Genomic DNA, 23,270 nt, shown 5'->3' on the forward strand with positions numbered 1-23,270 from the left:
CCGGCGGCTCCGGCGGCCGGTGCCGGAGCCCGGGGTCACGCCGAGTCCATGTGGTCCAGCCGACGCAGGATCACGCCCTCCCGCAGGGCCCACGGGCAGATCTCCAGCGTCTCGACGTCGAACAGGTCCATCGCGGCCTCGGCGACCAGCGCGCCGGCCAGCAACTGTCCGGACCTGCCCTCGGAGACCCCCGGCAGTTCGGCGCGCTGTTCCGCCGTCATGCCGGCCAGCCGCGGCACCCACGTCTCCAGCGAGGTCCGCTTCAGCTCCCGCTGGACATAGAGGCCCTCGCCGGAGCGGGCGGCGCCGGCGATGCGGGCCAGCTGCTTGAACGTCTTGGAGGTGGCGACCACGTGGTCGGGGGAGCCGAGACGGCTGAACTCGCCGACCGTACGGGCGATCTCCGCGCGAACATGGCGGCGCAGGGCGCGGACGTCCTCCGGCCGGGGCGGGTCGTCGGGCAGCCGCTGGGCGGTCAGGCGCCCGGCGCCGAGCGGGAGGGAGACGGCGGTGTCGGGCTCCTCGTCTATGCCGTACGCGATCTCCAGGGAGCCGCCGCCGATGTCCAGGACCAGCAGCCGGCCCGCGGACCAGCCGAACCAGCGGCGGGCGGCGAGGAAGGTGAGCCGGGCCTCCTCCTCGCCGGTGAGGACGGCGAGCTCGACGCCGGTCTCGGAGCGCACCCGCGCGAGGACGTCGTCCGCGTTGTACGCCTCCCGGACCGCGGAGGTGGCGAACGGCAGCAGATCCTCGACGCCCTTGTCCTCGGCCGCCTGCAGGGCGTCGTGGACGACCGCGATCAGCTGGTCGACCCCGTCGGGGCCGATGGCGCCGCCCTCGTCGAGCAGCTGGGCGAGGCGGAGATCCGCCTTGTGCGAGTGCGCGGGCAGCGGGCGCGCGCCGGGGTGCGCATCCACCACCAGCAGGTGCACCGTGTTCGAACCCACGTCGAGGACACCGAGTCTCATATACGGAACGCTACTGCTAGCCGGGCGGCTGGATTCCCCCGGTGCGGGTGCCGGATGCCGGACGGGGATGGTGTATGGACCGGGTCCGGGCGACTTACCCTGGACGGGTGCCAAAGACGAAAAAGGCGAAAGGCGACGAGTCCGCCAAGTCGCCCAAGCAGGGTAAGCGGGACAAGAAGGGGAAGGTTCGGGGTTCTTCTTCGATGCGAGACGAGACGCCGGAGACGGCGGAGACGGCGGAGACGCCTGGGGCGGTACGGCGGCCCGAGCCGGCCGGGACGCCGGACGAGAAAGATCTCGACTTCGCGCGCGCATGGGTGGAGTTTCCGGACCCGGCCGACGGCGAGCAGGTCTTCCGCTGCGATCTGACATGGCTGACCTCCCGTTGGAGCTGCATCTTCGGCAGCGGCTGCCAGGGCATCCAGGCAGGCCGCGCGGACGACGGGTGCTGCACGCTGGGCGCCCACTTCTCCGACGAGGAGGACGAGCAGCGGGTGGCGGGGCATGTGGCCCGGCTCACGCCCGACATCTGGCAGAACCACGCCGAGGGCACCCGCGCCGGCTGGGTCTCCGAGGACGAGGACGGCTCCCGGCAGACCCGCCCGTACCAGGGCTCGTGCATCTTCCAGAACCGGCCCGGCTTCGCCGGCGGCGCGGGCTGCTCGCTGCACATCCTGGCCCTGAAGGAGGGCCGCGAGCCGCTGGAGACCAAGCCGGACGTGTGCTGGCAGCTGCCGATCCGGCGGACCTACGAATGGATCGACCGGCCGGACGACACGCGGGTGCTGCAGGTGTCCATCGGTGAGTACGACCGGCGCGGCTGGGGGCCGGGCGGCCACGATCTGCACTGGTGGTGCACGTCGGCGACGTCGGCGCACGGTGCGGGCGAGCCGGTGTACGTGTCCTACCGGGCGGAGCTGACCGAGCTGATGGGCAAGGCCGGCTACGACCGGCTGGCCGAGCTGTGCGAGGAGCGGCTGGCCTCGCGGCTGCCGCTGCTGGCGCCGCATCCCGCGGATCCGGTGGACCGGGGCTGACACCCGGCCGGGGGCGGCGTGCCGGCGCGGTTGGACCGGCGCTGCGTCCGCTGCCGACTCTGCGGCAGCTACCGGTTCCACGACTGCTTCCGGCTCCGCGGCGGCTACCCGCTCCGCGGGGGCTATGGCGCCGACGGGCTCGGGTCGCCGCCGTCGCCGGGCGCCGGGCTCGGACCGTCCGTGGCGGTCGGCGACGGATCGGTGGGTGTGGGGTCCGCCGTGGGCGGCGGCGAGGACGGGGGACGGCTGGGCGTCGGGTCGGGGGGCGCCGGGGTGGTCTGGGCCGGGTCCGGGTCGGAAGGGCGCGAGGTGCCGCCGGGGCTGCTGGGCCGGGGGTCCGGGCGGGAGGGGCTGGGGGCGGTGCCGTAGCCCTCGATGGTGACGACGGCGCCGGCGGGCGAGACGGCGACCCTCGCGGTCCAGTGGCCGGACGGCTCGCGCAGCTGGTCCACGTAGACCCTGACCGTCAGTGTCTCCCCGGGGCCGAGCGTTCCCGAGGACTCGCTGAAGTAGAGCCAGGGGGCGTCGGTGGAGGCGGACCACCGTACCGGGGACCGGCCGGCCACGGTCAGGGTGATGAGCGTGGTGTCGCCGCTGTGACCGGCGCTCACCTCCAGGTGCCCCGCGCTGTTCCGGTCCGCGCCGGAGACGCTGACGACCTCGACCGAGACATCGGCCTTGCCGTCCTGGCCGAAACCGGTCTCCGGGGTGGTGCCGGCGTTGCCGGTGTTCTCGTAGCCGCCGGCGCTCCCGCCGTCCGCGCCGTCGGGGCCGTGCGCCTCGCTGGCGCTGGCCGGGCTGCCCGCCTGGCTCTCGCCCACGGGGGTGCCCCGGTAGGCGGCCCACAGGGCGAGCACGGGGGCGGCGACGACGGTGGCGACGACCGTAGTGGTGACGGCACGCGCGCGGATGCGGTCGCGCCGGGCCGCGCGGTCCCTGGGGTCCATCGGGAAGCCGCGCCGGTCGAAGCGGGGCGCGGCGGCCCGCGCGCGCGGGAGATGCGCCTGGATCATGTGCAGCGCCGCGCGGGGGGCGGGCAGGACCGGCAGCTCGGCGGGGGTGACGCTGGTGCCGGGCCAGCGGCCGGGAATGGCGCGCTCGGCGGTGCGGCGGCAGCGCGGGCAGTCGTCGACGTGCCGGACCAGCTCGCGGCGCAGGGCCGAGCTGAGCACCAACTGGTCGTTGCCGGTGAAGCGGGCCACTCCCGGGCAGGTGCCGGTCTCCACGACGGCGAGGGCGGCGCGGGTGCGCTCGACCTCGCAGGCGGCGGAGGCCAGCAGCTCGCGGGCGGCGGCGGGGTCCATGGCGAGGACGGCGGCGACCTCGTGGGCGGCCAGGTGGTGGCGCACCGCGAGCTCCAGGGCCTCGCGCTGCTCCGGGCTGGTGCCGGCCGCCTCCGGCCAGGCCAGCAGGGCCAGCTCCCGGCGGCGCTGCGCCCGGACCTCCGCGGAGCCGTCCGGTGCGGTGGCCGGCGGCGGGTCCCGGCGGGCGGCGGTACGGCCCGCCGCATGGCTGCCCGGACGTTTCTGCTTGGCCTCGGCCAGCTTGCGCAGGCAGGCCCAGCGGGCCAGGGCGTAGAGCCACGCGCGGCGGTCCGCCGGGGCCTGCGGGCGGCGGTTGCCGCGGCGGTCGGCGAGCGCGAGGGCGTCGCCCAGGGCGGCGGTCGCGGCGTCGTGGTCGCACAGCACGGAGAGGCAGTAGGTGAACAGGCCGTCCAGATACGGCTCGTGGCGCGCCGGAGGCCGCTGCGCCACCGCGCGCGCCGCGGCGCGGTCACGCGCTTCCCGGTGCGCCCGGTGTGCGCCGGTCGTGCGGGTCGTGGTCTGCGGACTGCTGCTCATCACTCGGCGACCGTAGGGGGCTATGGGTGGCGCGAACTGGCGCGTTGGCCACTTTTAATCCGTACGGGTGAAACGATCCCTCAATAGGGGACAGGAGGCCTTTGTTCCGCCCTCGCACAGAGGAGGCGGATGGCCGATTCCGGACGGCGGATGGCCGATACGGGGTGCAGGGGCTCGTGGAGCGGTGCGGGGTGGGTGGGGTGTCAGTGGGGGCGGCTACCGTTTCGGACATGGCTGCCCGTGCGAAGACCACCAAGGACCGGCCGTCCTACCGCTGCACCGAGTGCGGCTGGCAGACGGCCAAATGGCTCGGCCGCTGCCCCGAATGCCAGGCCTGGGGCACGGTCGAGGAGTACGGCACGCCCGCGGTCCGCACGACGGCGCCGGGCCGCGTCACCAGCTCCGCCCTGCCGATCGGCCAGGTCGACGGCCGCCGGGCCACCGCCCGCTCCACCGGCGTCCCCGAGCTGGACCGGGTGCTCGGCGGCGGCCTGGTGCCCGGGGCGGTGGTGCTGCTCGCGGGCGAGCCCGGCGTCGGCAAGTCCACGCTGCTGCTCGACGTCGCGGCCAGGGCGGCGAGCGACGAGCACCGGACGCTGTACGTCACGGGCGAGGAGTCGGCGAGCCAGGTGCGGCTGCGCGCCGACCGGATCGGCGCCCTCGACGACCATCTGTACCTGGCCGCCGAGACCGACCTCGCTGCGGTGCTCGGCCACTTGGACGCGGTGAAGCCGTCCCTGCTGATCCTGGACTCGGTGCAGACCGTGGCCTCCCCGGAGATCGACGGCGCGCCGGGGGGCATGGCGCAGGTGCGGGAGGTGGCGGGGGCCCTGATCCGCGCCTCCAAGGATCGCGGCATGTCGACCCTGCTGGTGGGCCATGTCACCAAGGACGGCGCCATCGCCGGCCCCCGCCTCCTCGAGCACCTCGTGGACGTCGTCCTGCACTTCGAGGGCGACCGCCACGCCCGGCTGCGGCTGGTCCGGGGCGTCAAGAACCGCTACGGCGCCACCGACGAGGTCGGCTGCTTCGAGCTGCACGACGAGGGCATCACGGGCCTCGCCGACCCGAGCGGACTCTTCCTGACCAGGCGGGACGAACCGGTCCCCGGCACCTGTCTGACCGTCACCCTGGAGGGGCGCCGCCCGCTGGTGGCCGAGGTGCAGGCGCTGACCGTTGACTCCCAGATCCCCTCGCCCCGGCGCACCACCTCCGGTCTCGAGACCTCACGGGTGTCGATGATGCTGGCCGTCCTGGAACAGCGGGGCCGCATCAGCGCCCTGGGCAAGCGGGACATCTACTCCGCCACGGTCGGCGGGGTGAAGCTCTCCGAGCCCGCCGCCGATCTGGCCGTCGCCCTGGCTCTGGCGAGCGCTGCCTCCGACACCCCGCTGCCGAAGAACCTCGTCGCGATCGGCGAGGTCGGACTCGCCGGGGAGGTGAGACGGGTCACGGGCGTGCAGCGCCGGCTCACCGAGGCGCACCGCCTGGGATTCACACATGCCCTGGTTCCGGGCGATCCCGGCCGGATTCCGCCGGGTATGAAGGTCCTGGAGGTGGCGGACATGGGGGACGCCCTGCGCGTCCTTCCGCGCTCGCGTCGCCGAGAGGCCCCACGGGAGACGGAGGACCGCCGGTAGACTTTGCCCTGGTCTCGCCCGTCCGTACGAACCGAGTGTGCGACACGGGAGCGCCCCAGAACCTGCGACCGGAGGAGTGCAGTGGCAGCCAACGACCGGGCAGCAGCTCCCGGAAAGTCCGGTGGGAGTGCCGGTTCCGATGGCCTGATGCGCGCCTCGCTGAGCGCCGTGGCACCCGGCACGGCCCTGCGTGACGGACTGGAGCGCGTGCTCCGCGGCAACACCGGCGGGCTGATCCTGCTGGGCTCCGACAGAACCGTCGAGGCGATGTGCACGGGCGGCTTCGTGCTGGACGTCGAGTTCACCGCGACCCGGCTGCGCGAGCTGTGCAAGCTCGACGGCGGCATCGTGCTCTCCTCGGACCTGTCGAAGATCCTGCGGGCCGGCGTCCAGCTGGTCCCGGACCCCACGATCCCCACGGAGGAGACGGGCACCCGGCACCGCACCGCGGACCGGGTCAGCAAGCAGGTCGGCTTCCCGGTCGTCTCCGTCTCCCAGTCCATGCGGCTTATCGCGCTCTACGTCGACGGCCAGCGCCGCGTGCTGGAGGACTCGGCGGCGATCCTCTCCCGTGCCAACCAGGCGCTGGCCACCCTGGAGCGGTACAAGCTCCGGCTCGACGAGGTCGCGGGGACGCTGTCCGCGCTGGAGATCGAGGACCTGGTCACCGTCCGGGACGTCTCCGCGGTCGCCCAGCGTCTGGAGATGGTGCGCAGGATCGCCACCGAGATCGCCGAGTACGTGGTGGAGCTGGGCACCGACGGGCGGCTGCTCGCACTGCAGCTGGACGAGCTGATCGCCGGCGTGGAGCCCGAGCGCGAGCTGGTCGTGCGGGACTACGTGCCCGAGCCGACCGCCAAGCGCTCCCGCACGGTCGAGGAGGCGCTGGCCGAGCTGGACAAGCTGTCCCACGCCGAGCTGCTGGAACTGTCGACGGTGGCCCGTGCGTTGGGGTACTCCGGCTCGCCCGAGACGCTGGACTCGGCGGTCTCGCCGCGCGGCTTCCGGCTGCTGGCCAAGGTGCCGCGGCTGCCGGGGGCGATCATCGACCGGCTGGTCGAGCACTTCGGGGGTCTGCAGAAGCTGCTGGCCGCGAGCGTCGACGATCTGCAGACCGTGGACGGGGTCGGCGAGGCGCGGGCCCGCAGCGTCCGGGAGGGGCTGTCGCGGCTGGCGGAGTCCTCCATCCTGGAGCGTTACGTGTAGCGTCCGGCGGTTCCGCGCCCGGCGCCCGTCCAGCAGTCGTGGGGCGGGCGCACGCAGCGGGAGCGGCCTGGTCCGGGCGGTGACCCGACGGAAGCTGTGCGGGGAATGTCGGGTGACCGGCACCGGTGCCGCGGCAGGGTGGGCGCATGGATGACACGACCCCGGTATCCCGCTTCCTCCGCGACGGCTTCGTGAAGCTGGAGGGCGCCGTCGCACCGCGCGTGGCCGCGGACTGCACGCGGCTGCTGTGGAGGGAGACGGGCTGCGCCCCGGACGATCCGGCGACCTGGACGCAGCCCGTGCACCGGCCGGCCGGCATGGCGCAGGGGCCGTTCGCCGCAGCGCCCAACTCCCCCCTCCCTGCACCGCACGTACGACCCGCTCGTCGGCGCGGGACACTGGGAGCCGCGCTACTCGCTGGGCACGTTCCCGCACCATGGGGTGCGGCCACGCTTCATGGCCGGCCGCGCCGTACGAACTGGAGCGGGGAGCGGGCCGACGGCACGTACCCACCCGTGGAGATCGCGATCCGTCGGGGCCTGGGACAGGACACCCCGGCGACCGGCCTTCGCTGAACAGTGTCAGTTGCCGGTGAGCCAGTCCCGGTAGCGGGTGGGGGCCAGGCGGGCGCCGGGGCCCGGGGTGAGCGCGTCGCCCTCGACGGCGGCGAACAGTCCGGCCTGGTCGTCCACGACGACGGGTCGCTCGTCGCGGCGGGCTGCCAGGGTGATGCGTCCGATCTCGTCCAGGGTGAACGTGTCCGGTCCGGCAACCTCGGTGACGGCGTTGAGCGGTGACCCGGTGGCCACGTCCGCGAGGGCGTCGACCACATCCGCGCTGGCGACGGGCCGCAGCGGAGTCGCGGGCAGGCGTACGGCGGTCTCGTCCGACGTCCAGGACATGGTGGGCTCCATGAACTCGAAGAACTGCGTGGCGCGCACGATCGAGTACGGCGTCGGGCCACCGCGGAGGAGTTCTTCCTGGAGCAGCTTGGCGCGGTAGTAGTCCAACTGCGGCACCTCGTCCACGCCGACGATGGAGAGCACGACCTGGTGGCGCACGCCGGCGCGCTCGCCCGCGGCGAGCAGGTTGCCCACGGTGGTGCGGAAGAACTCGATCGACTGCTCGTCGAAAGTGGGGGAGTTGGTCACGTTGACGACCGTGTGGGCGCCGGCGACGGCTTCGTCGAGGCCGGCACCCGTGAGCAGGTCGACGCCGGACGACAGCGACGCCGTCGTGACGTCGTGGCCCTGGGCGGTGAGCTGGGCGGCGAGCTGGGAGCCGATGAGGCCCGTGCCGATGACGGTGATCTTCATGGTGTGCCCTTCCTCCTGTGAGCCGAGCGCCCCCCTCACGCTAACTCGGATATCTCGTATCCGAGAATATACTCGGACATGCCACATCCGAGTCAAAGGGGAGACGGCATGAAACTGTCCGGTGGCGTGGAGTGGGCGCTGCACTGTTGCGTGGTGCTGACCGCGGCGAGCGCGCCGGTGCCGGCGGCCCGGCTGGCCGCGCTGCACGACGTGTCGCCGAGCTACCTGGCCAAGCAGATGCAGGCGCTGTCGCGTGCGGGCCTCGTGCATTCGCTCCAGGGCAAGACCGGTGGCTACGTCCTCAGCAAGAAGCCCGCGGACATACCCCTGCTGGACGTGGTGCAGGCCGTCGACGGGGCGAGCCCGGCCTTCGTCTGCACGGAGATCCGCCGGCGCGGGCCGCTGGCCACACCACCGGAGCAGTGCGTGAAGCAGTGCCCGATCGCCCGGGCGATGGGAGCCGCGGACGCGGCGTGGCGGGCCTCGCTGGCCGCTGTCACGATCGCCGATCTCGCCGCGTCGGTGGAGGGGGACAGCGGGCCCGAGGCGCTGCCGAGGGTCGGCGCCTGGCTGGACGAGGCGACAGGCGCTCGTCGCTCCGACTGAGCGCTCGCGCGTCCCGTGGCCCGGCCGGCCGCCCGCCGGGCCCGCCAGGCCCGCCAGGCCCGCCGCGGACGACGCGGACGACGCGGACGAGCGGGCAAGGCGTAGTCCTCCCGCGAGAACCGTGCCTATCTGCGGCGACGCCGCATCTGCGGTTTCAACCCGGCGAAGAACGACCGGGCCGGCACCGTACGAAGGCCCTAGTCGGCTTCCAGGACGAAGGACGTCTGTACCTTCGTGAAGCCCGCGGGCTCTGCTTCGACCAGGTAGGTGCCCGGGGCGGCCGAGCCCGGCGGTGGGGTTCCGCACCCGGGGGCGCTCGGCTTGCGGTCCCATCGCACGGTGTAGGTGACGGCGCTGCCCGCGGGCACCCGGTACTGGAGGCTGCCGGCGCCCTTCGGGCAGTCCTCGGAGGACCAGTAGGCGTCCTCGGCACCGGCCCGGGTGATCGTCACCACGGCCCGCTTCGGGCCGAGATCGACCTTGCAGTCGCCGCCGGAGGTGTTGCGCGCGGTCAGTTCGAAGGCGGGTGTCCGGCCGGGCTCGTAGGCGTTGCGGACACTGCGGAGGCTCAACCTGACCGCGTCCGCGGTGCAGTCGGGCAGTCCGGACCCGGCCGGAAGGGCGTCGCCCGCGCCGACCCCCGTGCCCGTACCGCCGCCCGCGCTGCCCCCGGCACCACCGGACCCGGAGCCCGCCCCGTCATCGGAGCCGTCCCCGCCCGAGGACCCCGAGCCGGAGCCGCCGGTCTCCTCGTCGCCGGACTCGTCCCGCCCGCCCGGCGCCTCGCTGATCGCCGGGCCGGAGCCGGACGGCCCCGGAGTGATCGAGGGCGCGGGATTCTTGCCGTCGGCACCGGTGCCGCGCCCGCTGTCGCCGCCCCCGCCGCCCGCGGTCACGATCCAGGTGACCAGCAGCGCCAACACGGCGATCACAGACAGAAGTACGGCCCTCCGTCGCCAGTAGATGGTGGAGGGAAGCGGCCCGACCGGATTGCGCAGAGATCCCACGGCGCAAACTGTACGAGAGATCGGCGCCTTCCCTTGCCCCACCCGCCGTTGAAGGCCGCAACTTTTGCGGATCATCATCTCGCAACCGGCCCCCGCACCCCTGCCGTTCGTCGGGTGGTGCAGCTGACGATCGCAGGGTGTGACCGTTCCGCGGCGCCGCCTACCGTCCGTGACCATGGACTGCGACGACACCGAGCTGTACCACGACATCACCCGCTTCGCCCACGACTCCCCCGAACGGGTCCGGCACACGGCGGAGTTCGGGACGGAGGCCGGACTCCTGCGTGTTCGCCGGGCGGTCCCTGGCCGGCTGGTGGCGGGCGCGCCGGGACATCTCGCACGCGTTCGCGATCGCGGTCCTTGCACCCCTGGCCACGGCTGTGGCGTATGTGTGCAGCGAGCTGCTCAAGTCCGGCTTCGCACAGGAGCGTCCGTGCCGGGCGGTCACCGACGCCGCCGCCTCCCTCGCGGCCTGCCCGCCGCACGGCGACTGGTCCTTCCCAGCAACCACGCCACGATCCCGGGCGCTTCGGCCGTCACACTGGTGCTGGCCCGGCGTGCGGTGGTCCTGGTGACCGCGCCGCTGGCGCTGCTGCGCGCGGGCCCGCTCCTCGCGGGCGAACCGGCCGCCGCCCGCGCCTCGGCCGAGACCCTCGACGACATGGCGGGCCACCGCCCGTGCCCCCGCGATCAGTTCGTACGGGTCACCGGACTTCAGCAGGAACCGGTGGCACCGCCGGACAGCGCACGGGACACATACGCATGTTCGGAGAAGGTGGTCGGCATCGCCACCGCCGTGCCTGGGCGGTGCGGCCCATCGCCTCGTCGTCGGCCGGCAGTACTCGGATCATGGTGAGGGGTCCTTCGGTCCTTCTGCGGTGGCCGTGGTGGCCGTGGCCGTGGTGCGCATGGTGTCCACGGTGCGCGTGGTGCCCGTGGCTTCCGCGTGCGGGATCACGTCCTTCGCGGTCAGTCGCCCTGAGCCGGGTTCGAAGCGGAGGCGGAGGTGATCGACGGAGACGAGGAGTTCGCTGCTCGCTCGGCTGTAACGGCAGTCCGTTGCCCGGGGGCCGCGCCGGGGGGGCGGTCCACCGGCGGGTCGCGGAACCCGGTCCGGCAGCACCCTGGCGATCTCGGCGGCCGACGTGCCGGGGCGCAGTTTCGCGTGGGCCCCGGCGCTGGGCACGGAGTGCGTCTGCGTGTACGCGTACCAGGCGAAGCCCCGCCGACCAGGACCGCACCCGCCCCGGCGACGGCCCGGAGGCCGAGGGCGACCCGGCGGCGGGTGCGGGTGAAGGGGGGCGGCGGGAGGGTCGCGGGGCGGTCCGGCGGTCTGCCGGGCCGGACCGGGCGAGTGGGCTGGTTCGGACGGCTCGGACGGCTCGACGGCGCAATCGGCTCGACCGGCGCGAACGGAGCGTACGGCGCGAACGGCTCGGTCCGGGGTGGTTCATGCGCTCGACGCCACAAGCGGCGGGCAGGCGGCACCGCTGCCGATCGTCAGGGGTCCGGTCCGCCTCGGGGGTGGCGGTGCGCCCGTACGGGCCTCCTCCCGTGGCAGGATCGGAAACGTCATGACTGTGCCCATGAAGCCTTCACGCACCGGTTCCGCCCACCCCTCGCCCGCCACGACCACCGCCGCCCCCGTCGCTCCCCCCGTCGTTCCCGGGGAGCCCTCGGCACCCGCGCTGCACTCCCCCGTCATCGGCTGGTTCGACGAGCACGCCCGCGACCTGCCCTGGCGGCGCCGGGAGGCCGGGGCCTGGGGCGTGATGGTCAGCGAGTTCATGCTCCAGCAGACCCCGGTGAACCGCGTCCTGCCCGTGTACGAGCAGTGGATGGCCCGCTGGCCGCGCCCCGCGGACCTGGCCCTGGAGGCCCCGGGCGAGGCCGTCCGCGCCTGGGGCCGGCTCGGCTACCCGCGCCGCGCGCTGCGGCTGCACGGCGCCGCAGCCGCCATAGCGGAACGGCACGGCGGTGACGTACCCGCCGACCACGCCCAGCTCCTCGCGCTGCCCGGCATCGGCGAGTACACGGCCGCCGCCGTGGCCTCCTTCGCCTACGGCCAGCGGCACCCCGTGCTGGACACCAACGTGCGGCGGGTCCTGGCGCGGGCGGTGACCGGAGTGCAGTACCCGCCGAACGCCACCACCGCCGCCGAGCGCCGGCTCGCCCGGGAGCTGCTGCCGGAGGACGAGCCGACCGCCGCGCGCTGGGCCGCCGCCTCCATGGAACTGGGCGCCCTGGTGTGCACGGCCCGCAACGAGTCGTGCCACCGCTGCCCGATCGCCGCACTGTGCGCCTGGCAGCTGGCGGGCAAGCCGGAGCACGACGGTCCGCCGCGCCGGGGCCAGACGTACGCCGGCACCGACCGGCAGGTGCGCGGCCGGCTGCTCGCCGTGCTGCGCGAGGCCCACGGCCCGGTGCCGCAGTCGGCACTGGACCGCGTCTGGCACGAGCCGGTCCAGCGGGCCCGTGCTCTGGACGGCCTGGTCTCCGACGGCCTGGTCGAGCCGCTCGCGGACGGTCGCTACCGGCTGCCGCTGACCTGATCCGGCCCGACGTGACCGGGGTGCCGCGGGCCGGGCCGGCCCCGCGGCCACCGGCCGGTTCACGGAGGGCGGGATTCCGCCACACCCGTCCGACGCCTCACGACGCCGCACGACGCGTCCCCGCCCGGCAAATCGCCGTAAAGGGACACCAATACCCGCTGCCTCTTAGCCCGCACCTACATCTGTTACACAACCGACGGACAGCCGAGTGTTAGCCGCAGGCTGCTTCGCACAGTGCCGTGACAACGCTTCCCTACCTTCGTTTCATGCCCGGCGGAAGGCGCCAGGGCGCAGAAACTACGGGAGAAATCGGGAGGCGGTTCACCATGGCGCAGGGCGAGGTGCTCGAGTTCGAGGAGTACGTCCGCACCCGGCAGGACGCGCTGCTGCGCAGTGCCCGCCGCCTGGTCCCCGACCCGGTCGACGCGCAGGACCTGCTGCAGACCGCGCTGGCACGGACGTACGGCCGCTGGGAGACCATCGAGGACAAGCGGCTCGCCGACGCCTATCTGCGCCGGGTGATGATCAACACCCGTACGGAGTGGTGGCGGGCGCGCAAGCTGGAGGAGGTGCCGACCGAGCAGCTCCCGGACGCCTGCGTGGACGACTCCACCGAGCAGCACGCGGACCGCGCTCTGCTGATGGACGCCATGAAGGTGCTCGCCCCGAAGCAGCGCAGCGTCGTGGTGCTGCGACACTGGGAGCAGATGTCCACGGAGGAGACGGCCGCCGCCCTCGGCATGTCGGCCGGAACGGTCAAGAGCACGCTGCACCGGGCGCTCGCCCGGCTCCGCGAGGAGCTGGTCGCCCGCGATCTGGACGCACGCGGGCCGAAGCGTGAGGAGCAGGAGCGTTGCGCGGCCTGACGGGCGGCTGGGGCCCGGGCCCAGCCCGGGAGAACCGGGGAAGCCGGGGCAGGGGTGGTGTGCAGGCGGTGAGCACGGCGGGGGCCGGGTTCGCCGCCCTCACCCTTGTGCTGGCCGGGTGCGGTGCGGGGGGCACCGGGGCCCGCGACGAGGGCCCCGCCCGTGCGGAGGCGGTGACCGGCGGTGCCGCCACCCAGGCGGCCTCTCCGTCGCCGGTCCCCGAGCGGGTGGACGCGGTGCAGCTGGTCAAGAGCGATCCGCGGGTCTCGGCGGAGGTCAAGCGCGAGCTGCAGCCGTGCGTCGCCGACGAGTACCCGGTCGACGTCAGTTACGGCGAGCTGACCGGAGGTCCGGCCGAGGACGTCGTCGTCAACGTACTGACCTGCGGTGACGCGGTCGGGGTGGGCAGCTATGTGTACCGCGAGGAGGACGGCCGCTACCAGAACGTGTTCAAGGCCGAGGAGCCTCCGGTCTACGCGGAGATCGACCGCGGCGACCTGGTGGTGACCAAGCAGGTGTACGACAGGGGCGACGCGGTCTCCAGCCCGTCCGGCGAGAGTGTGATCACGTACCGCTGGTCGGGGGAGCTGTTCGCCGAGGAGTACCGCACCCACAACGACTACAGCAACGCCGCGGGCAACGCGCAGACGGCCGCCCCCGAGAACTGAGCGGGTCGCGGTGCACCCGAGGGACGCGCTGAGCCCGGCGGCCGGACGGCCGGGTGAACCGATCGGACCGTCCGGACCGATCAGTCACCGGATCCGGCGGACGTCGCCGGACGCGACACGCGGATGCGGCAGGCGGACGCGACCACACACGAGGCACGAGGACTGAGAGCACCGGATGGCAGACCAGACCCACGTCCTGTTCGTCGAGGACGACGACGTCATCCGCGAGGCCACCCAGCTCGCCCTGGAGCGGGACGGCTTCGTGGTCACCGCCATGCCCGACGGGCTGGCCGGCCTGGAGGCGTTCCGGGCGCGGCGGCCGGACATCGCGCTGCTGGACGTCATGGTGCCCGGTCTGGACGGCGTCAGCCTGTGCCGGCGGATCCGGGACGAGTCGACCGTACCGGTGATCATGCTGTCGGCGCGTGCGGACTCCATCGATGTGGTGCTGGGCCTGGAGGCGGGTGCCGACGACTATGTGACCAAGCCGTTCGACGGGGCGGTGCTGGTCGCCCGGATCCGCGCGGTGCTGCGCCGCTTCGGGCACGCGAGCGGCGGCGACCGCCAGGACCCGGGGACCGGTGCGGACGACGACGGGGTGCTCACCTTCGGTGAGCTGGAGGTCGACACCGAGGGCATGGAGGTGCGCCGGGCCGGGCGGCCGGTGGCGCTGACGCCGACCGAGATGCGGCTGCTGCTGGAGTTCTCCACCGCGCCGGGGACCGTGCTCTCCCGGGACCGGCTGCTGGAGCGGGTCTGGGAGTACGGCTGGGGCGGGGACACCCGGGTCGTGGACGTCCATGTGCAGCGGCTGCGTACGAAGATCGGCCAGGACCGGATCGAGACGGTCCGCGGCTTCGGCTACAAGCTGAAGGCCTGAGTGCGGGTATGCAGGGTGTGCGGGGGTTCCTCCAGCGGCTGGTCGCCTCGTCCGTGCGGCGCGCGGGCATCCGTACCGGCCTCAGATGGAAGCTCAGCGCGGCCATCGCGCTGGTCGGTGCGCTGGTCGCGATCGCGCTCAGCCTGGTCGTGCACAACGCGGCCCGGGTGTCGATGCTGGACAGCGCGCGCGACCTCGCCGACGAGCGCATCCTGGTCGCCCAGCGCAACTACGAGCTGTCCGGGCGGCTGAACTTCCCCAACGCACAGATCGACGACCCGGCGCTGCCGCCCGAGCTGCGCAAGCGGGTCGAGGACGGGCGGCGCGCGACCTTCGTCACCGAGCGGCCCGACGGCGTGACCGACATATGGGCGGCCGTGCCGCTCAAGGACGGGCATGTGATGTCGTTGCACAACCCGTTCACCGACCGCAGCGCCGACATCCTCGACGACCTGGACCAGGCGCTGGTGATCGGCTCCATCGCGGTGGTCCTCGGCGGCAGCGCGCTCGGTGTGCTCATCGGCGGGCAGCTGTCGCGGCGGCTGCGCAAGGCGGCCGCCGCCGCGAACCAGGTCGCCAAGGGCGAGGGCGAGGTGCGGGTGCGGGACGCCATCGGCGGGGTGGTCCGGGACGAGACCGACGATCTGGCCCGTGCGGTGGACGCGATGGCGGACGCCCTGCAGCAGCGGCTGGACGCCGAGCGCCGGGTCACCGCCGACATCGCGCACGAGCTGCGGACGCCGGTGACCGGGCTGCTGACCGCCGCCGAGCTGCTGCCGCCGGGGCGGCCGACGGAGCTGGTGCTGGACCGGGCCAAGGCGATGCGCACCCTCGTCGAGGACGTGCTGGAGGTGGCCCGGCTGGACAGTGCCTCGGAGCGGGCGGAGCTCCAGGACATCATGCTGGGCGAGTTCGTCACCCGTCGGGTGGCGGCCAAGGACCCGGAGGTCGAGGTGCGGGTGGTGCACGAGTCGGAGGTCACCACCGACCCGCGGCGGCTGGAGCGGGTGCTGTTCAACCTGCTCGCCAACGCCGCCAGGCACGGCAGACCGCCCATCGAGGTGACCGTGGAGGGCCGGGTCATCCGGGTCCGCGACCATGGTCCGGGCTTCCCCGAGGCACTGCTCGCCGAGGGCCCGAGCCGCTTCCGCACCGGCAGCGCGGACCGGGCCGGACGCGGGCACGGGCTCGGGCTGACCATCGCGGCCGGGCAGGCCCGGGTGCTGGGCGCCCGGCTGACCTTCCGCAACGTACGGCCCGGCGGGGCGGACGGACAGGTGCCGTGCGAGGGGGCGGTCGCGGTGCTGTGGCTGCCGGAGCACGCGCCGACGAACACCGGCAGCTATCCGATGCTGCCGCTGTCGGGCGGTGACACCCGGCCGCCGGCGGCACCCGGCGGTCGGTGACACGCAGGACTGCAGCGAGGACACGGAGGACTGCAGCGAGCGGTCAGCGGCAGCGGGCCGTCAGCAGGCCCAGTCCCGGTCCATGTCCAGGCCGCCCTCACGGGGCTGGGTGAACGAGAACCAGTTGCCGGAGTCGTCCCGGAACAGCGCCTCGGTGCCGTAGGGCCGCTCCTGGGGCTCCTGGGGCTCCTGGAGCTCCTGGAGGAACTCCACGCCCCGGTCCTTGAGCTTCTCGTAGTCGGCGTGGATGTCGTCGGTGGTCAGCACGCCCGCGCCGAGGACGCCCTTGGCCACCAGCTTCCTGACCATCTCGGCGGACTCCGGGTCCATCGCGCCGCCGCCCGGCAGCACCGGCGGGTCGGTCGGACCGCCTCGCCCACCGGGGCCCTCCCCGGGACCCGCCCGGCGCCGGGGCCGGCACCGGGACCGTCGTCGGAGCGGTCGCCGGAGCCGACGCCGTCCGCCTGCTCCGGTCCCGCCCCCTTCAGCGCACCTCCGTCACGAACACCGCCGCCGCCAGCGCGAGCACCGCCACCGCGGAGCCCAGCAGGAAGGCGCCGTGGGTGCCGGACGCGACCGCGTGCTGGTACGCCTCCCGGGCCGACGCCGGCAGCTGGGCGATGATGCACGAGAACCAGGCGACGGTGCGGGAGTTGCGCACCGGCGAGATGTTCAGGACCCGGATGCGGGGACCGCGGGACATCCTCGTCGACCCGGAGGCGGACCTGGCCGACCAGGTCCGCTGCGCGAGTGCGCTGTTCACGCCGCATGCGGGGATGTTCCTGCTGAACGACCTGCAGGCGACCCCGAGAACAAGCGCGAGGCCGTTCTCGAGGTCGCCACCGGTCAGGTCGCCCAGGCGCACCGGGCGGGGGCCGAGGGCCCGGAGGGCCGGTCGGCCCTCACGGTCCTTGAGGCTCTTGCGGTCCTTAGAGCGTCACGCCCTTGGAGCGCAGGAAGGAGACCGGGTCCACGGCCGAGCCGTAGTTCGGAGTGGTGCGGATCTCGAAGTGCAGGTGCGGACCGCTGGAGTTGCCGGTGTTGCCGGACTTGGCGATCTGCTGACCGGTCTTGACGACCTGGCCGGCCTTCACCTGGACCGTCGACAGGTGGGCGTACTGGGAGTAGGTGCCGTTGCCGTGCTTGATGACGACGGCGTTGCCGTAGGCGGGGCCGTCACCGGCGCCGTTGCCGCCGGCCTTGACGACGGTGCCGCCGTGGACGGCGTGGACGCTGGTGCCGACCGGCACGGCGAAGTCCTGGCCGCTGTGGGTGGACTGCCACATGCCGCCGTTCTGGGCGAAGCTCGCGGTCAGCGTGTACTTGTTGACCGGGTCGACCCAGGAAGCGGCCGTCTTCTTGGCGGCGGTCTTCTTCGCGGCGGCGGCCTTCTCGGCCTGCGCGGCCTTCGCAGCCTTGGCCTGGGAGGCGGCCTGCGCCTCGACGGCGTGCGCGACGGTGGTCGTGCTGGTGGCGCTGGAGGCCGCCGTGGTGTCGACGGCGACCGCGACCCCGGCCCCCAGTGCGACCGAAGCGCCGAGGCCGGCGGCCAGTACGGCCGCACGGGAGCGGAGGGTGGTCGGACGGGGGATGCGGGACGTGATACGCGGGGACATGCAGGACCTCATGGGGACGGGAGCAAAGGAACGCCCATCCCGGGACACACAGGCGGTCGCCGGGCGGGCCACACCTTGGTAACCCGACCGGCCGTAACCGCACAAAGGTGTGACCTACGACCAGATCTAGTACTTCATCCCCAAAGCTCACGTAGATCAACAGAGCGGTCATTTCAGACTAACCAGCTCAGGGCGCCGGATTCGACTCCACCATCTGTGGCGGTTTGTCCGATTTTGCAACTAGCCCCTTTCCTACTATTCCATGTAGTACGTGACCCACGTCGCGTGCGGTACGTCACCGGCGGACCCCCGGAAGAGGCCCCCGAATGTGACCCGGGCTACTCCGGGATCACGCAACCCGCCCCTCCCGCAGGGCGGTTCACCTAGGCTCGGACTATGGTCGACGCCACATCGTTAGGGGTCCGCGTCGCGTCCGGCGCTGTCGCACCACTGGTCCGCAGGCTCTTCGTCCAGGACGGGCCGGGAGCCGGGCTCGTGGACCGGCCGGTGCGGCTGTCGGCGCTGGTGTCCTTCCGCCGCGAGAAGCGCAGCGTCACGCCCGAGGACGTGGAGAAAGTGGCCGCGGAGCTGGTGCGCAGGGCGGTGAAGGCGGCCGGTCCCACCGAGCCGCCGGTCGACACCGCGGAGGCGATGGCGGTCAAGGAGGCCCTGGCGCACACCCTCGCCGGGCTCGGCGAGATCACCATCGAGGACTACGAGGCCGTCGGGCTCGGCCCCGAGCGGTTCGCCCGGGAGCTGCGCGGCAGGGTGGTGCTGTCGGCGTACGGGCTCGGCGAGCCGGGCGAGCTGCTGTACGAGCGGCTGCTGCACACCGCCGCCCTGCACATCCTCACCTTCCTCACCCAGCGCTCCACCTACGTGGCCCGGCAGCTGACCGTGCAGACCCGGCAGCTGTCCCGGCTGGTGGAGGCCGTGGACGTGCTGCTGGAGCGGATGCCGCCGCAGTCCGCCGAGGACGCCGGGTTCGAGGAGCGTTACGCCGACCACATCGCGGCCCGGCACGGCACCCTCACCATCTACGGGCTGGACGCCGGGACCCGGGAGTGGCCGCTGGACACGGCCTATCTGAGCCTGGAGGCCACCCGGCCCCGGGGAGGGGAGCGCCTGCACCTGCCCGCGGAGCAGGTGCTCGCCGGGCACGGCCAGGTGTTCCTGCGCGGTGTCGCCGGGTCCGGCAAGACGACCCTGGTGCAGTGGCTGGCGGTGACCACGGCGAGCCGGGCCTACGAGCACGGGCTGAACCACCTGATCGGACGGGTGCCGTTCGTGCTGCCGATGCGGCGGATCGTCCGGCCCGGGGCCGAGCTGCCGACGCCCGGCGACTTCCTGCGGGCGGTCGGCTGCCCGGTCGCCGGGGAGCAGCCGCCGGGCTGGGTGGAGCGGGTGCTGCGGGCCCGGCGCGGGGTGCTGCTGGTCGACGGCATCGACGAGATCGCCGGCGACCGCCGGGACGCCGCCCGGCGGTGGCTGCGCGAGCTGGTCCGGGCCTTCCCCGGCAACCTCTGGCTGGTCACCTCGCGCCCGTCGGCCGTACCGGAGGACTGGCTGACCGCCGAGGGTTTCCATGAGCTCGCCCTCGCCCAGATGACCCGCGACGACGTCGCCACCTTCGTGCGGCGCTGGCACCGTGCGGCCGGGGCCGGCGAGTCGGTCGGCGAGTCGCTGCTCGCCTCCGTGCGGACCACCTCCGAGCTGAACCGGCTGGCCGCCAACCCGCTGATGTGCGGCATGCTGTGCGCCCTGCACCGGGACCGGCGCGGCTTCCTCCCGCAGGACCGCAGGTCCCTGTACGAGGCCGCCCTGACGATGCTGCTGGAGCGCCGGGACCGGGAGCGGGAGCTGCACGGCCCCGACGGGCCACGGCTGCCGTACGCCGTGCAGGTGCAGCTGCTGCAGAAGCTGGCCTGGTGGCTGATCCGCAACAGCCGGCTGGAGCTGGACCGGGAGGACGCCTTGCGCATCGTCGGCCGGGCACTGCCCGCGCTGGACCTGGCCGACACCGGCGAGGAGGAGGTCCACCGCTCGCTGCTGCTGCGCTCCGGGCTGCTGCGTGAGCCCGCCGAGGGCCGGGTGGACTTCCTGCACCGCACCTTCCAGGACTATCTGGGCGCCCGGCTGGCCGTGCAGGAGATGGACTTCGACCTGCTGGTCAACCACGCGGGCGAGGACGGCTGGGAGGACGTGATCCTGCTGGCCCTCGCCCACGCCCGGCCCCGGGAGGCGGAGCAGATGCTGCGCGGACTGCTGGCCGGGGGGACGCCGCGGCACACCCTGCTGGCGGCGGCCGGGCTGCGGTACGCGGCGGAGGTGGCGCCGGGGGTGCGCAAGCAGGTGGAGGAGCAGCTGGCGGGGCTGGTGCCGCCGGCCACCTTCGAGCTGGGCGCGGAACTGGCCCGGCAGGGCGGCGACCTGGTGCTGCAGCTGCTGCCGGGTCCCGGGGAGATCGACGACCTCACCTCCGCCATGGTGGTCGCCACCGCAGTCGACGTGGGCAGTGAGGCGGCGCTGCAGTTCCTGACCCGGTACCGCTCCCATCCGGGGCGGGACGTCCAGGTGCTCCTGGCCGACGCGTGGCACCGCTTCGACCGGGAGGAGTACGCCCGCGAGATCCTCGCCCACCTGCCCGAGCAGTGGCCGGTCCAGGTGGCCACGCCCGACGACCTCCGGACACTCCGCTCCCTGGGCGGCTGGAAACAGATCGTCGTCTGCGGCGCCTACCGGATCGAGGACCTGACGGCACTGATCGTGCCGGAGCGCCTCACGTATCTGGCTCTGGATGCTCCGCATCCGGTCGAGGGCCTGGCCTGGCTGTCGGCGTTCCCCGCCCTGGAGACCGTCAACGTGGCCGCGGACCTGGACCCGGTCGTGGCGCGGGAACAGGTGCCGTCCCGCACAGAGATCACCTGGTAGTCCACCCAGCGGCCGTCCCGCACCCATCACCGGGGGAGACCCACATCCATGGATCCCGTCGTCCGCACCCCCTCCGACCTGGCCGGCCCGCTGGTCCGCCGGCTCCTGCGCTCCCCGTCCCGGCCGCCCGTCGGCCCCGAAGCGCTCGCCGGGCTGGTCAGCTGGCTCGGACCGGCGCCGTCGGCCACCGCGGACGACGTGCACCGCACCGCCGCCGACCTGGTGCACCTCGCCGCCGAACGACACGCCGCCCCGACCGCCGAACTGGCCCCGGTCGTCGACGTCCTGGCCCGCACCCTGCTGGCGGTCGCCGAGGTGGACGTCACCGACGCGGACGCGGTGCGGATGGGCCCGCAGGACTATGCGCGGCGGCTGCGCGGCGCGGTGCAGGGCGCGGACCGGGCACTGTCGCCGGACGCCGCCTGGTTCCACGACGCGCTGCTGGTCTCCGTCTGTCTGCACCTGGTCCACCATCTGGTGCGGCGCTCCCCCTATCTGCAGCGCCAACTGCCCCAGCAGGCGGGCCGGATCGCCCGGCTGGTCGACCTGAACGACGCCGAGGCCGCCACCCGGCAGTCCGAACGCCTCCCCGAGGACGTGGAGTTCGAGGAGGAGTACGCCCGGTGGGTGGCCCGGCGGCACGGCTGGCTGACCATCGTCGGCGTCGACTTTCCCAACGCACCGGACCGCTGGCCGCTGGAGGAGACCTACCTCAGCCTGGAGGCGGAGGAGCGCAGCGGCGGCGTGGACGGCGACCCCGACGAGCAGCGCACCGTGCTGCTCGCGGACCGCGCGCTGGAGGACCACGAGCGGGTCCTGCTGCGCGGGGTCGCCGGATCGGGGAAGACGACCCTGGTCCAGTGGCTGGCCGTGGCCGCCGCCCGGGAGGGCTCCCGGGTCCCCTTCGTGCTGCCGGTACGGCGCTTCGCCCGCGAGGGCTTCCCGGCACCGGACGACTTCCTGCACGCGATGCGGCACCCGCTCGCCGACCGGGCTCCGGAGGGCTGGGTGGTGCGCACCCTGCTCGCCGGGCGCGCCCTGCTGCTGGTGGACGGCATCGACGAAGCGCCGGAGAAGACCCGCGGTGAGCTGCGCGACCGGCTGCGCCGGCTGCTGCGCATCTTCTCCGGCAACGGCTGCCTGGTCACCTCCCGCCCGTCCGCCGTGGAGGACGGCTGGCTCGCGGCGGACGGGCTGGCCGAGGAGGGCTTCGTGGAGCTGTCGCTCGCGCCGATGTCACGGGACCGGGTGACCCGGTTCATCCGCGACTGGCACTCCGCGGCCCGGCTGGACGAGCAGAGCCGCAGACCGGGGCCGCGCGACCGGGGCACCCTGGACGAGTACGAGCAGCGGCTGCTGCACTCCGTTCGGATCTACCGCGAGCTGCGCCAGCTCGCCACCAACCCGCTGATGTGCGGGCTGATCTGTGCCCTGAACCGGGACCGGTCCGGCTCCCTGCCCAGCGGGCGCAAGGAGCTCTACGACGCCGCCCTGGAGATGCTGCTGCAGCGCCGCGACCCCGAGCGGGACGTGCTCTACGCCGACGATGTGCAGCTGCAGCAGAGCACCCGGGAGCGGCTGCTGCAGAAGCTCGCCCACGCCATGCTGGAGGAGGGCGTCTCGGAGCTGTCGCGGGAGCGGGCGGTCGGCATCCTCGACGCCGCGCTGCCCGCCATGCCGGCCGCCCGTGCGCAGGGCGACGGCGAGGAGATCTTCCGGCATCTGCTGCACCGCACCGGACTGCTGCGGGAACGCTCCGGCGACTCGGTGGACTTCGTGCACCGCACCTTCCAGGACTATCTCGCCGCAAAGGAGATCGTGGCCCGCGGTGCGTTCCCGATGCTGGTCGACCACGCCCACCGGGCCGAGTGGGAGGAGGTCATCCGGATGGCCGCCGCGCACGCCCGCCCCGAGGAGTGCGCGCGGTTCCTGGAGCGGCTGCTGGCGGCGGCGCCGGGACTGCCCAGGCCGCAGGTCAACCACCGGCGGCTGATGGCCGCGGCCTGTCTGGAGCACGTCACCGAACTGGACCCGGTGACGCAGCAGCTGGTCCACGAGCGGACCAAGAACCTGGTCCGCCCCACCACCGAGCTGGCCGCCCGCGGCCTGGGCTGGGTGGGCCCGATCGTGCTGGAGCTGCTGCCCGATCCGGGCCAGGTCGCCGACGACCGGCAGGCGCTGCTGCTCGCCATCACCGCCACCCGCGTCAAGGACGACGCCGCCATCGACTACCTGGCCCGGCTGCGCACCCGGGCCGCCCTGCCGGTGCGAGCCGAACTCGCCCGGGGCTGGCGGCACTTCGACACCGAGCGGTACGCCCGCGAGATCATCGCCCAGCTGGACCCGGGCGGGCTGTACTTCCCGGTGTCCGACTCCGCCGAGCTGGCCGCGCTGCGCGAGCTCGGCGGGCGGCCACGGGTCCAGGTGGCCGGGGTGATGCGGGCCGAGGAGCTGCTGGCGGGGCTGATACCGGAGCAGTTGACCCATCTGTGGCTCGCCGCGGAGCTCACCGACACCGACGTCTCCTGGTTGTCCCGGTTCCCCCGGCTGCGGGTGCTGCGCGTCAATCCGCGGCTGCCCCGGGTGCGGAACGTGCCGAGCGGGGTCGAGATCACGGCGTAGTGCGTCCCGTGATCGCTCGCCGAACGACTACCGGTCAGTAACCAGATCGATGCCGTCCGGCCACTTGTCCGAGTCACCATGCACGCGACAAATTGACTGCCGTCAGGC

General features: G+C 73.6%; 17 protein-coding genes and 5 pseudogenes. 14 read left to right on the forward strand and 8 right to left on the reverse strand.

Translation table 11 applies throughout. The features are described 5' to 3' along the window. Nucleotides 1-35: 35 nt before the first annotated feature. On the reverse strand, nucleotides 36-968 hold the full coding sequence (locus V5O46_RS11930) for a Ppx/GppA phosphatase family protein (RefSeq protein WP_332884524.1): 933 nt from the start codon (nucleotides 966-968) through the stop codon (nucleotides 36-38). A gap of 107 nt (nucleotides 969-1,075) precedes the next feature. Here V5O46_RS11930 and V5O46_RS11935 point away from each other — a divergent pair, with 107 nt between their 5' ends. Further along, complete coding sequence (locus tag V5O46_RS11935; RefSeq protein WP_332884525.1) at nucleotides 1,076-2,005, forward strand: hypothetical protein; 930 nt, start codon at nucleotides 1,076-1,078, stop codon at nucleotides 2,003-2,005. Nucleotides 2,006-2,127: 122 nt separating this feature from the next. Here V5O46_RS11935 and V5O46_RS11940 read toward each other — a convergent pair whose 3' ends face one another. Further along, nucleotides 2,128-3,846 (reverse strand): hypothetical protein, encoded by a 1,719-nt coding sequence (locus V5O46_RS11940; protein ID WP_332884526.1) that lies wholly within the window; start codon nucleotides 3,844-3,846, stop codon nucleotides 2,128-2,130. 230 nt (nucleotides 3,847-4,076) lie between these two features. Between V5O46_RS11940 and radA the strand changes: the two genes are divergently transcribed. From radA to V5O46_RS31890, 3 genes and pseudogenes are all read left to right on the forward strand, one after another. Continuing rightward, nucleotides 4,077-5,486: a DNA repair protein RadA gene (gene radA / locus V5O46_RS11945; protein ID WP_332884527.1), complete on the forward strand. Its 1,410-nt coding sequence runs from the start codon at nucleotides 4,077-4,079 to the stop codon at nucleotides 5,484-5,486. An 81-nt stretch (nucleotides 5,487-5,567) separates the two neighbouring features. Further along, a complete protein-coding gene (gene disA / locus V5O46_RS11950) occupies nucleotides 5,568-6,692 on the forward strand; it encodes a DNA integrity scanning diadenylate cyclase DisA (protein WP_332884528.1) in 1,125 nt (374 codons plus the stop codon). Between the two features lie 146 nt (nucleotides 6,693-6,838). Then, nucleotides 6,839-7,124, forward strand: a pseudogene (locus tag V5O46_RS31890) (phytanoyl-CoA dioxygenase); the annotation flags it as partial. 149 nt (nucleotides 7,125-7,273) lie between these two features. Here V5O46_RS31890 and V5O46_RS11955 read toward each other — a convergent pair. After that, on the reverse strand, nucleotides 7,274-8,008 hold the full coding sequence (locus V5O46_RS11955) for an SDR family oxidoreductase (protein ID WP_332884529.1): 735 nt from the start codon (nucleotides 8,006-8,008) through the stop codon (nucleotides 7,274-7,276). A gap of 108 nt (nucleotides 8,009-8,116) precedes the next feature. On the opposite strand from V5O46_RS11955, the gene V5O46_RS11960 reads away from it, so the two are divergent. After that, on the forward strand, nucleotides 8,117-8,614 hold the full coding sequence (locus tag V5O46_RS11960; protein ID WP_332884530.1) for an RrF2 family transcriptional regulator: 498 nt from the start codon (nucleotides 8,117-8,119) through the stop codon (nucleotides 8,612-8,614). 197 nt (nucleotides 8,615-8,811) lie between these two features. Here the strand turns inward: V5O46_RS11960 and V5O46_RS11965 are convergent, their stop codons facing one another. Further along, nucleotides 8,812-9,621, reverse strand: a complete 810-nt coding sequence (locus tag V5O46_RS11965; RefSeq protein WP_332884531.1) for a hypothetical protein — start codon at nucleotides 9,619-9,621, stop codon at nucleotides 8,812-8,814. Between the two features lie 284 nt (nucleotides 9,622-9,905). On the opposite strand from V5O46_RS11965, the gene V5O46_RS11970 reads away from it, so the two are divergent. Next, nucleotides 9,906-10,196 carry a hypothetical protein gene (locus V5O46_RS11970; RefSeq protein WP_332884773.1) on the forward strand — a complete coding sequence of 97 codons (291 nt, stop codon included), beginning with the start codon at nucleotides 9,906-9,908 and terminating at the stop codon, nucleotides 10,194-10,196. Nucleotides 10,197-10,213: 17 nt separating this feature from the next. Here V5O46_RS11970 and V5O46_RS31895 read toward each other — a convergent pair. Then, nucleotides 10,214-10,425: pseudogene (locus V5O46_RS31895) on the reverse strand (DNA-binding response regulator); the annotation flags it as partial. Nucleotides 10,426-11,195: 770 nt separating this feature from the next. Between V5O46_RS31895 and V5O46_RS11980 the strand changes: the two are divergent. From V5O46_RS11980 to cseC, 5 genes are all read left to right on the forward strand, one after another. Next, entirely contained in the window at nucleotides 11,196-12,173 is a 978-nt protein-coding gene (locus tag V5O46_RS11980; protein ID WP_332884532.1) for an HhH-GPD family protein, read from the forward strand. A 326-nt stretch (nucleotides 12,174-12,499) separates the two neighbouring features. Next, nucleotides 12,500-13,039 carry a SigE family RNA polymerase sigma factor gene (locus tag V5O46_RS11985; RefSeq protein WP_332884533.1) on the forward strand — a complete coding sequence of 180 codons (540 nt, stop codon included), beginning with the start codon at nucleotides 12,500-12,502 and terminating at the stop codon, nucleotides 13,037-13,039. Further along, nucleotides 13,027-13,707: a hypothetical protein gene (locus V5O46_RS11990; RefSeq protein ID WP_408648971.1), complete on the forward strand. Its 681-nt coding sequence runs from the start codon at nucleotides 13,027-13,029 to the stop codon at nucleotides 13,705-13,707. Before V5O46_RS11985 ends, V5O46_RS11990 begins: the two co-directional genes overlap by 13 nt. 175 nt (nucleotides 13,708-13,882) lie before the next feature. After that, nucleotides 13,883-14,587 carry a two-component system response regulator CseB gene (gene cseB, locus V5O46_RS11995; protein ID WP_332884535.1) on the forward strand — a complete coding sequence of 235 codons (705 nt, stop codon included), beginning with the start codon at nucleotides 13,883-13,885 and terminating at the stop codon, nucleotides 14,585-14,587. Between the two features lie 8 nt (nucleotides 14,588-14,595). Beyond that, entirely contained in the window at nucleotides 14,596-15,993 is a 1,398-nt protein-coding gene (gene cseC / locus V5O46_RS12000) for a two-component system sensor histidine kinase CseC (protein ID WP_332884536.1), read from the forward strand. Nucleotides 15,994-16,053: 60 nt separating this feature from the next. On the opposite strand, the pseudogene V5O46_RS12005 reads toward cseC, so the two are convergent. Both V5O46_RS12005 and V5O46_RS12010 read right to left on the reverse strand, forming a co-directional pair. After that, nucleotides 16,054-16,341 (reverse strand): annotated as a pseudogene (locus V5O46_RS12005) (VOC family protein); the annotation flags it as partial. Nucleotides 16,342-16,430: 89 nt separating this feature from the next. Continuing rightward, nucleotides 16,431-16,615: pseudogene (locus V5O46_RS12010) on the reverse strand (MFS transporter); the annotation flags it as partial. Nucleotide 16,616: 1 nt separating this feature from the next. Between V5O46_RS12010 and V5O46_RS12015 the strand changes: the two are divergent. Then, nucleotides 16,617-16,870 (forward strand): annotated as a pseudogene (locus V5O46_RS12015) (TetR family transcriptional regulator); the annotation flags it as partial. 52 nt (nucleotides 16,871-16,922) lie between these two features. Here the strand turns inward: V5O46_RS12015 and V5O46_RS12020 are convergent. Continuing rightward, on the reverse strand, nucleotides 16,923-17,609 hold the full coding sequence (locus V5O46_RS12020) for a M23 family metallopeptidase (protein ID WP_332884538.1): 687 nt from the start codon (nucleotides 17,607-17,609) through the stop codon (nucleotides 16,923-16,925). Nucleotides 17,610-18,005: 396 nt separating this feature from the next. On the opposite strand from V5O46_RS12020, the gene V5O46_RS12025 reads away from it, so the two are divergent. Beyond that, a complete protein-coding gene (locus V5O46_RS12025) occupies nucleotides 18,006-20,540 on the forward strand; it encodes an NACHT domain-containing protein (protein WP_332884539.1) in 2,535 nt (844 codons plus the stop codon). Nucleotides 20,541-20,588: 48 nt separating this feature from the next. After that, on the forward strand, nucleotides 20,589-23,162 hold the full coding sequence (locus tag V5O46_RS12030) for an NACHT domain-containing protein (RefSeq protein WP_332884540.1): 2,574 nt from the start codon (nucleotides 20,589-20,591) through the stop codon (nucleotides 23,160-23,162). Nucleotides 23,163-23,270 lie beyond the last annotated feature (108 nt).

The sequence above is a fragment of the Streptomyces poriticola genome (assembly GCF_036689765.1).
Classification (GTDB): Bacteria; Actinomycetota; Actinomycetes; order Streptomycetales; family Streptomycetaceae; genus Streptomyces; species Streptomyces poriticola.

Coding starts and splice junctions, on each gene's coding strand:
- V5O46_RS11930 (WP_332884524.1), bottom strand. CDS start 968: ATGAGACTCGGTGTCCTCGACGTGGGTTCGAACACGGTGCACCTGCTG.
- V5O46_RS11940 (WP_332884526.1), bottom strand. CDS start 3,846: ATGAGCAGCAGTCCGCAGACCACGACCCGCACGACCGGCGCACACCGG.
- radA (WP_332884527.1), top strand. CDS start 4,077: ATGGCTGCCCGTGCGAAGACCACCAAGGACCGGCCGTCCTACCGCTGC.
- V5O46_RS11955 (WP_332884529.1), bottom strand. CDS start 8,008: ATGAAGATCACCGTCATCGGCACGGGCCTCATCGGCTCCCAGCTCGCC.
- V5O46_RS11960 (WP_332884530.1), top strand. CDS start 8,117: ATGAAACTGTCCGGTGGCGTGGAGTGGGCGCTGCACTGTTGCGTGGTG.
- V5O46_RS11980 (WP_332884532.1), top strand. CDS start 11,196: ATGACTGTGCCCATGAAGCCTTCACGCACCGGTTCCGCCCACCCCTCG.
- V5O46_RS11985 (WP_332884533.1), top strand. CDS start 12,500: ATGGCGCAGGGCGAGGTGCTCGAGTTCGAGGAGTACGTCCGCACCCGG.
- cseB (WP_332884535.1), top strand. CDS start 13,883: ATGGCAGACCAGACCCACGTCCTGTTCGTCGAGGACGACGACGTCATC.
- cseC (WP_332884536.1), top strand. CDS start 14,596: ATGCAGGGTGTGCGGGGGTTCCTCCAGCGGCTGGTCGCCTCGTCCGTG.
- V5O46_RS12020 (WP_332884538.1), bottom strand. CDS start 17,609: ATGTCCCCGCGTATCACGTCCCGCATCCCCCGTCCGACCACCCTCCGC.
- V5O46_RS12025 (WP_332884539.1), top strand. CDS start 18,006: ATGGTCGACGCCACATCGTTAGGGGTCCGCGTCGCGTCCGGCGCTGTC.
- V5O46_RS12030 (WP_332884540.1), top strand. CDS start 20,589: ATGGATCCCGTCGTCCGCACCCCCTCCGACCTGGCCGGCCCGCTGGTC.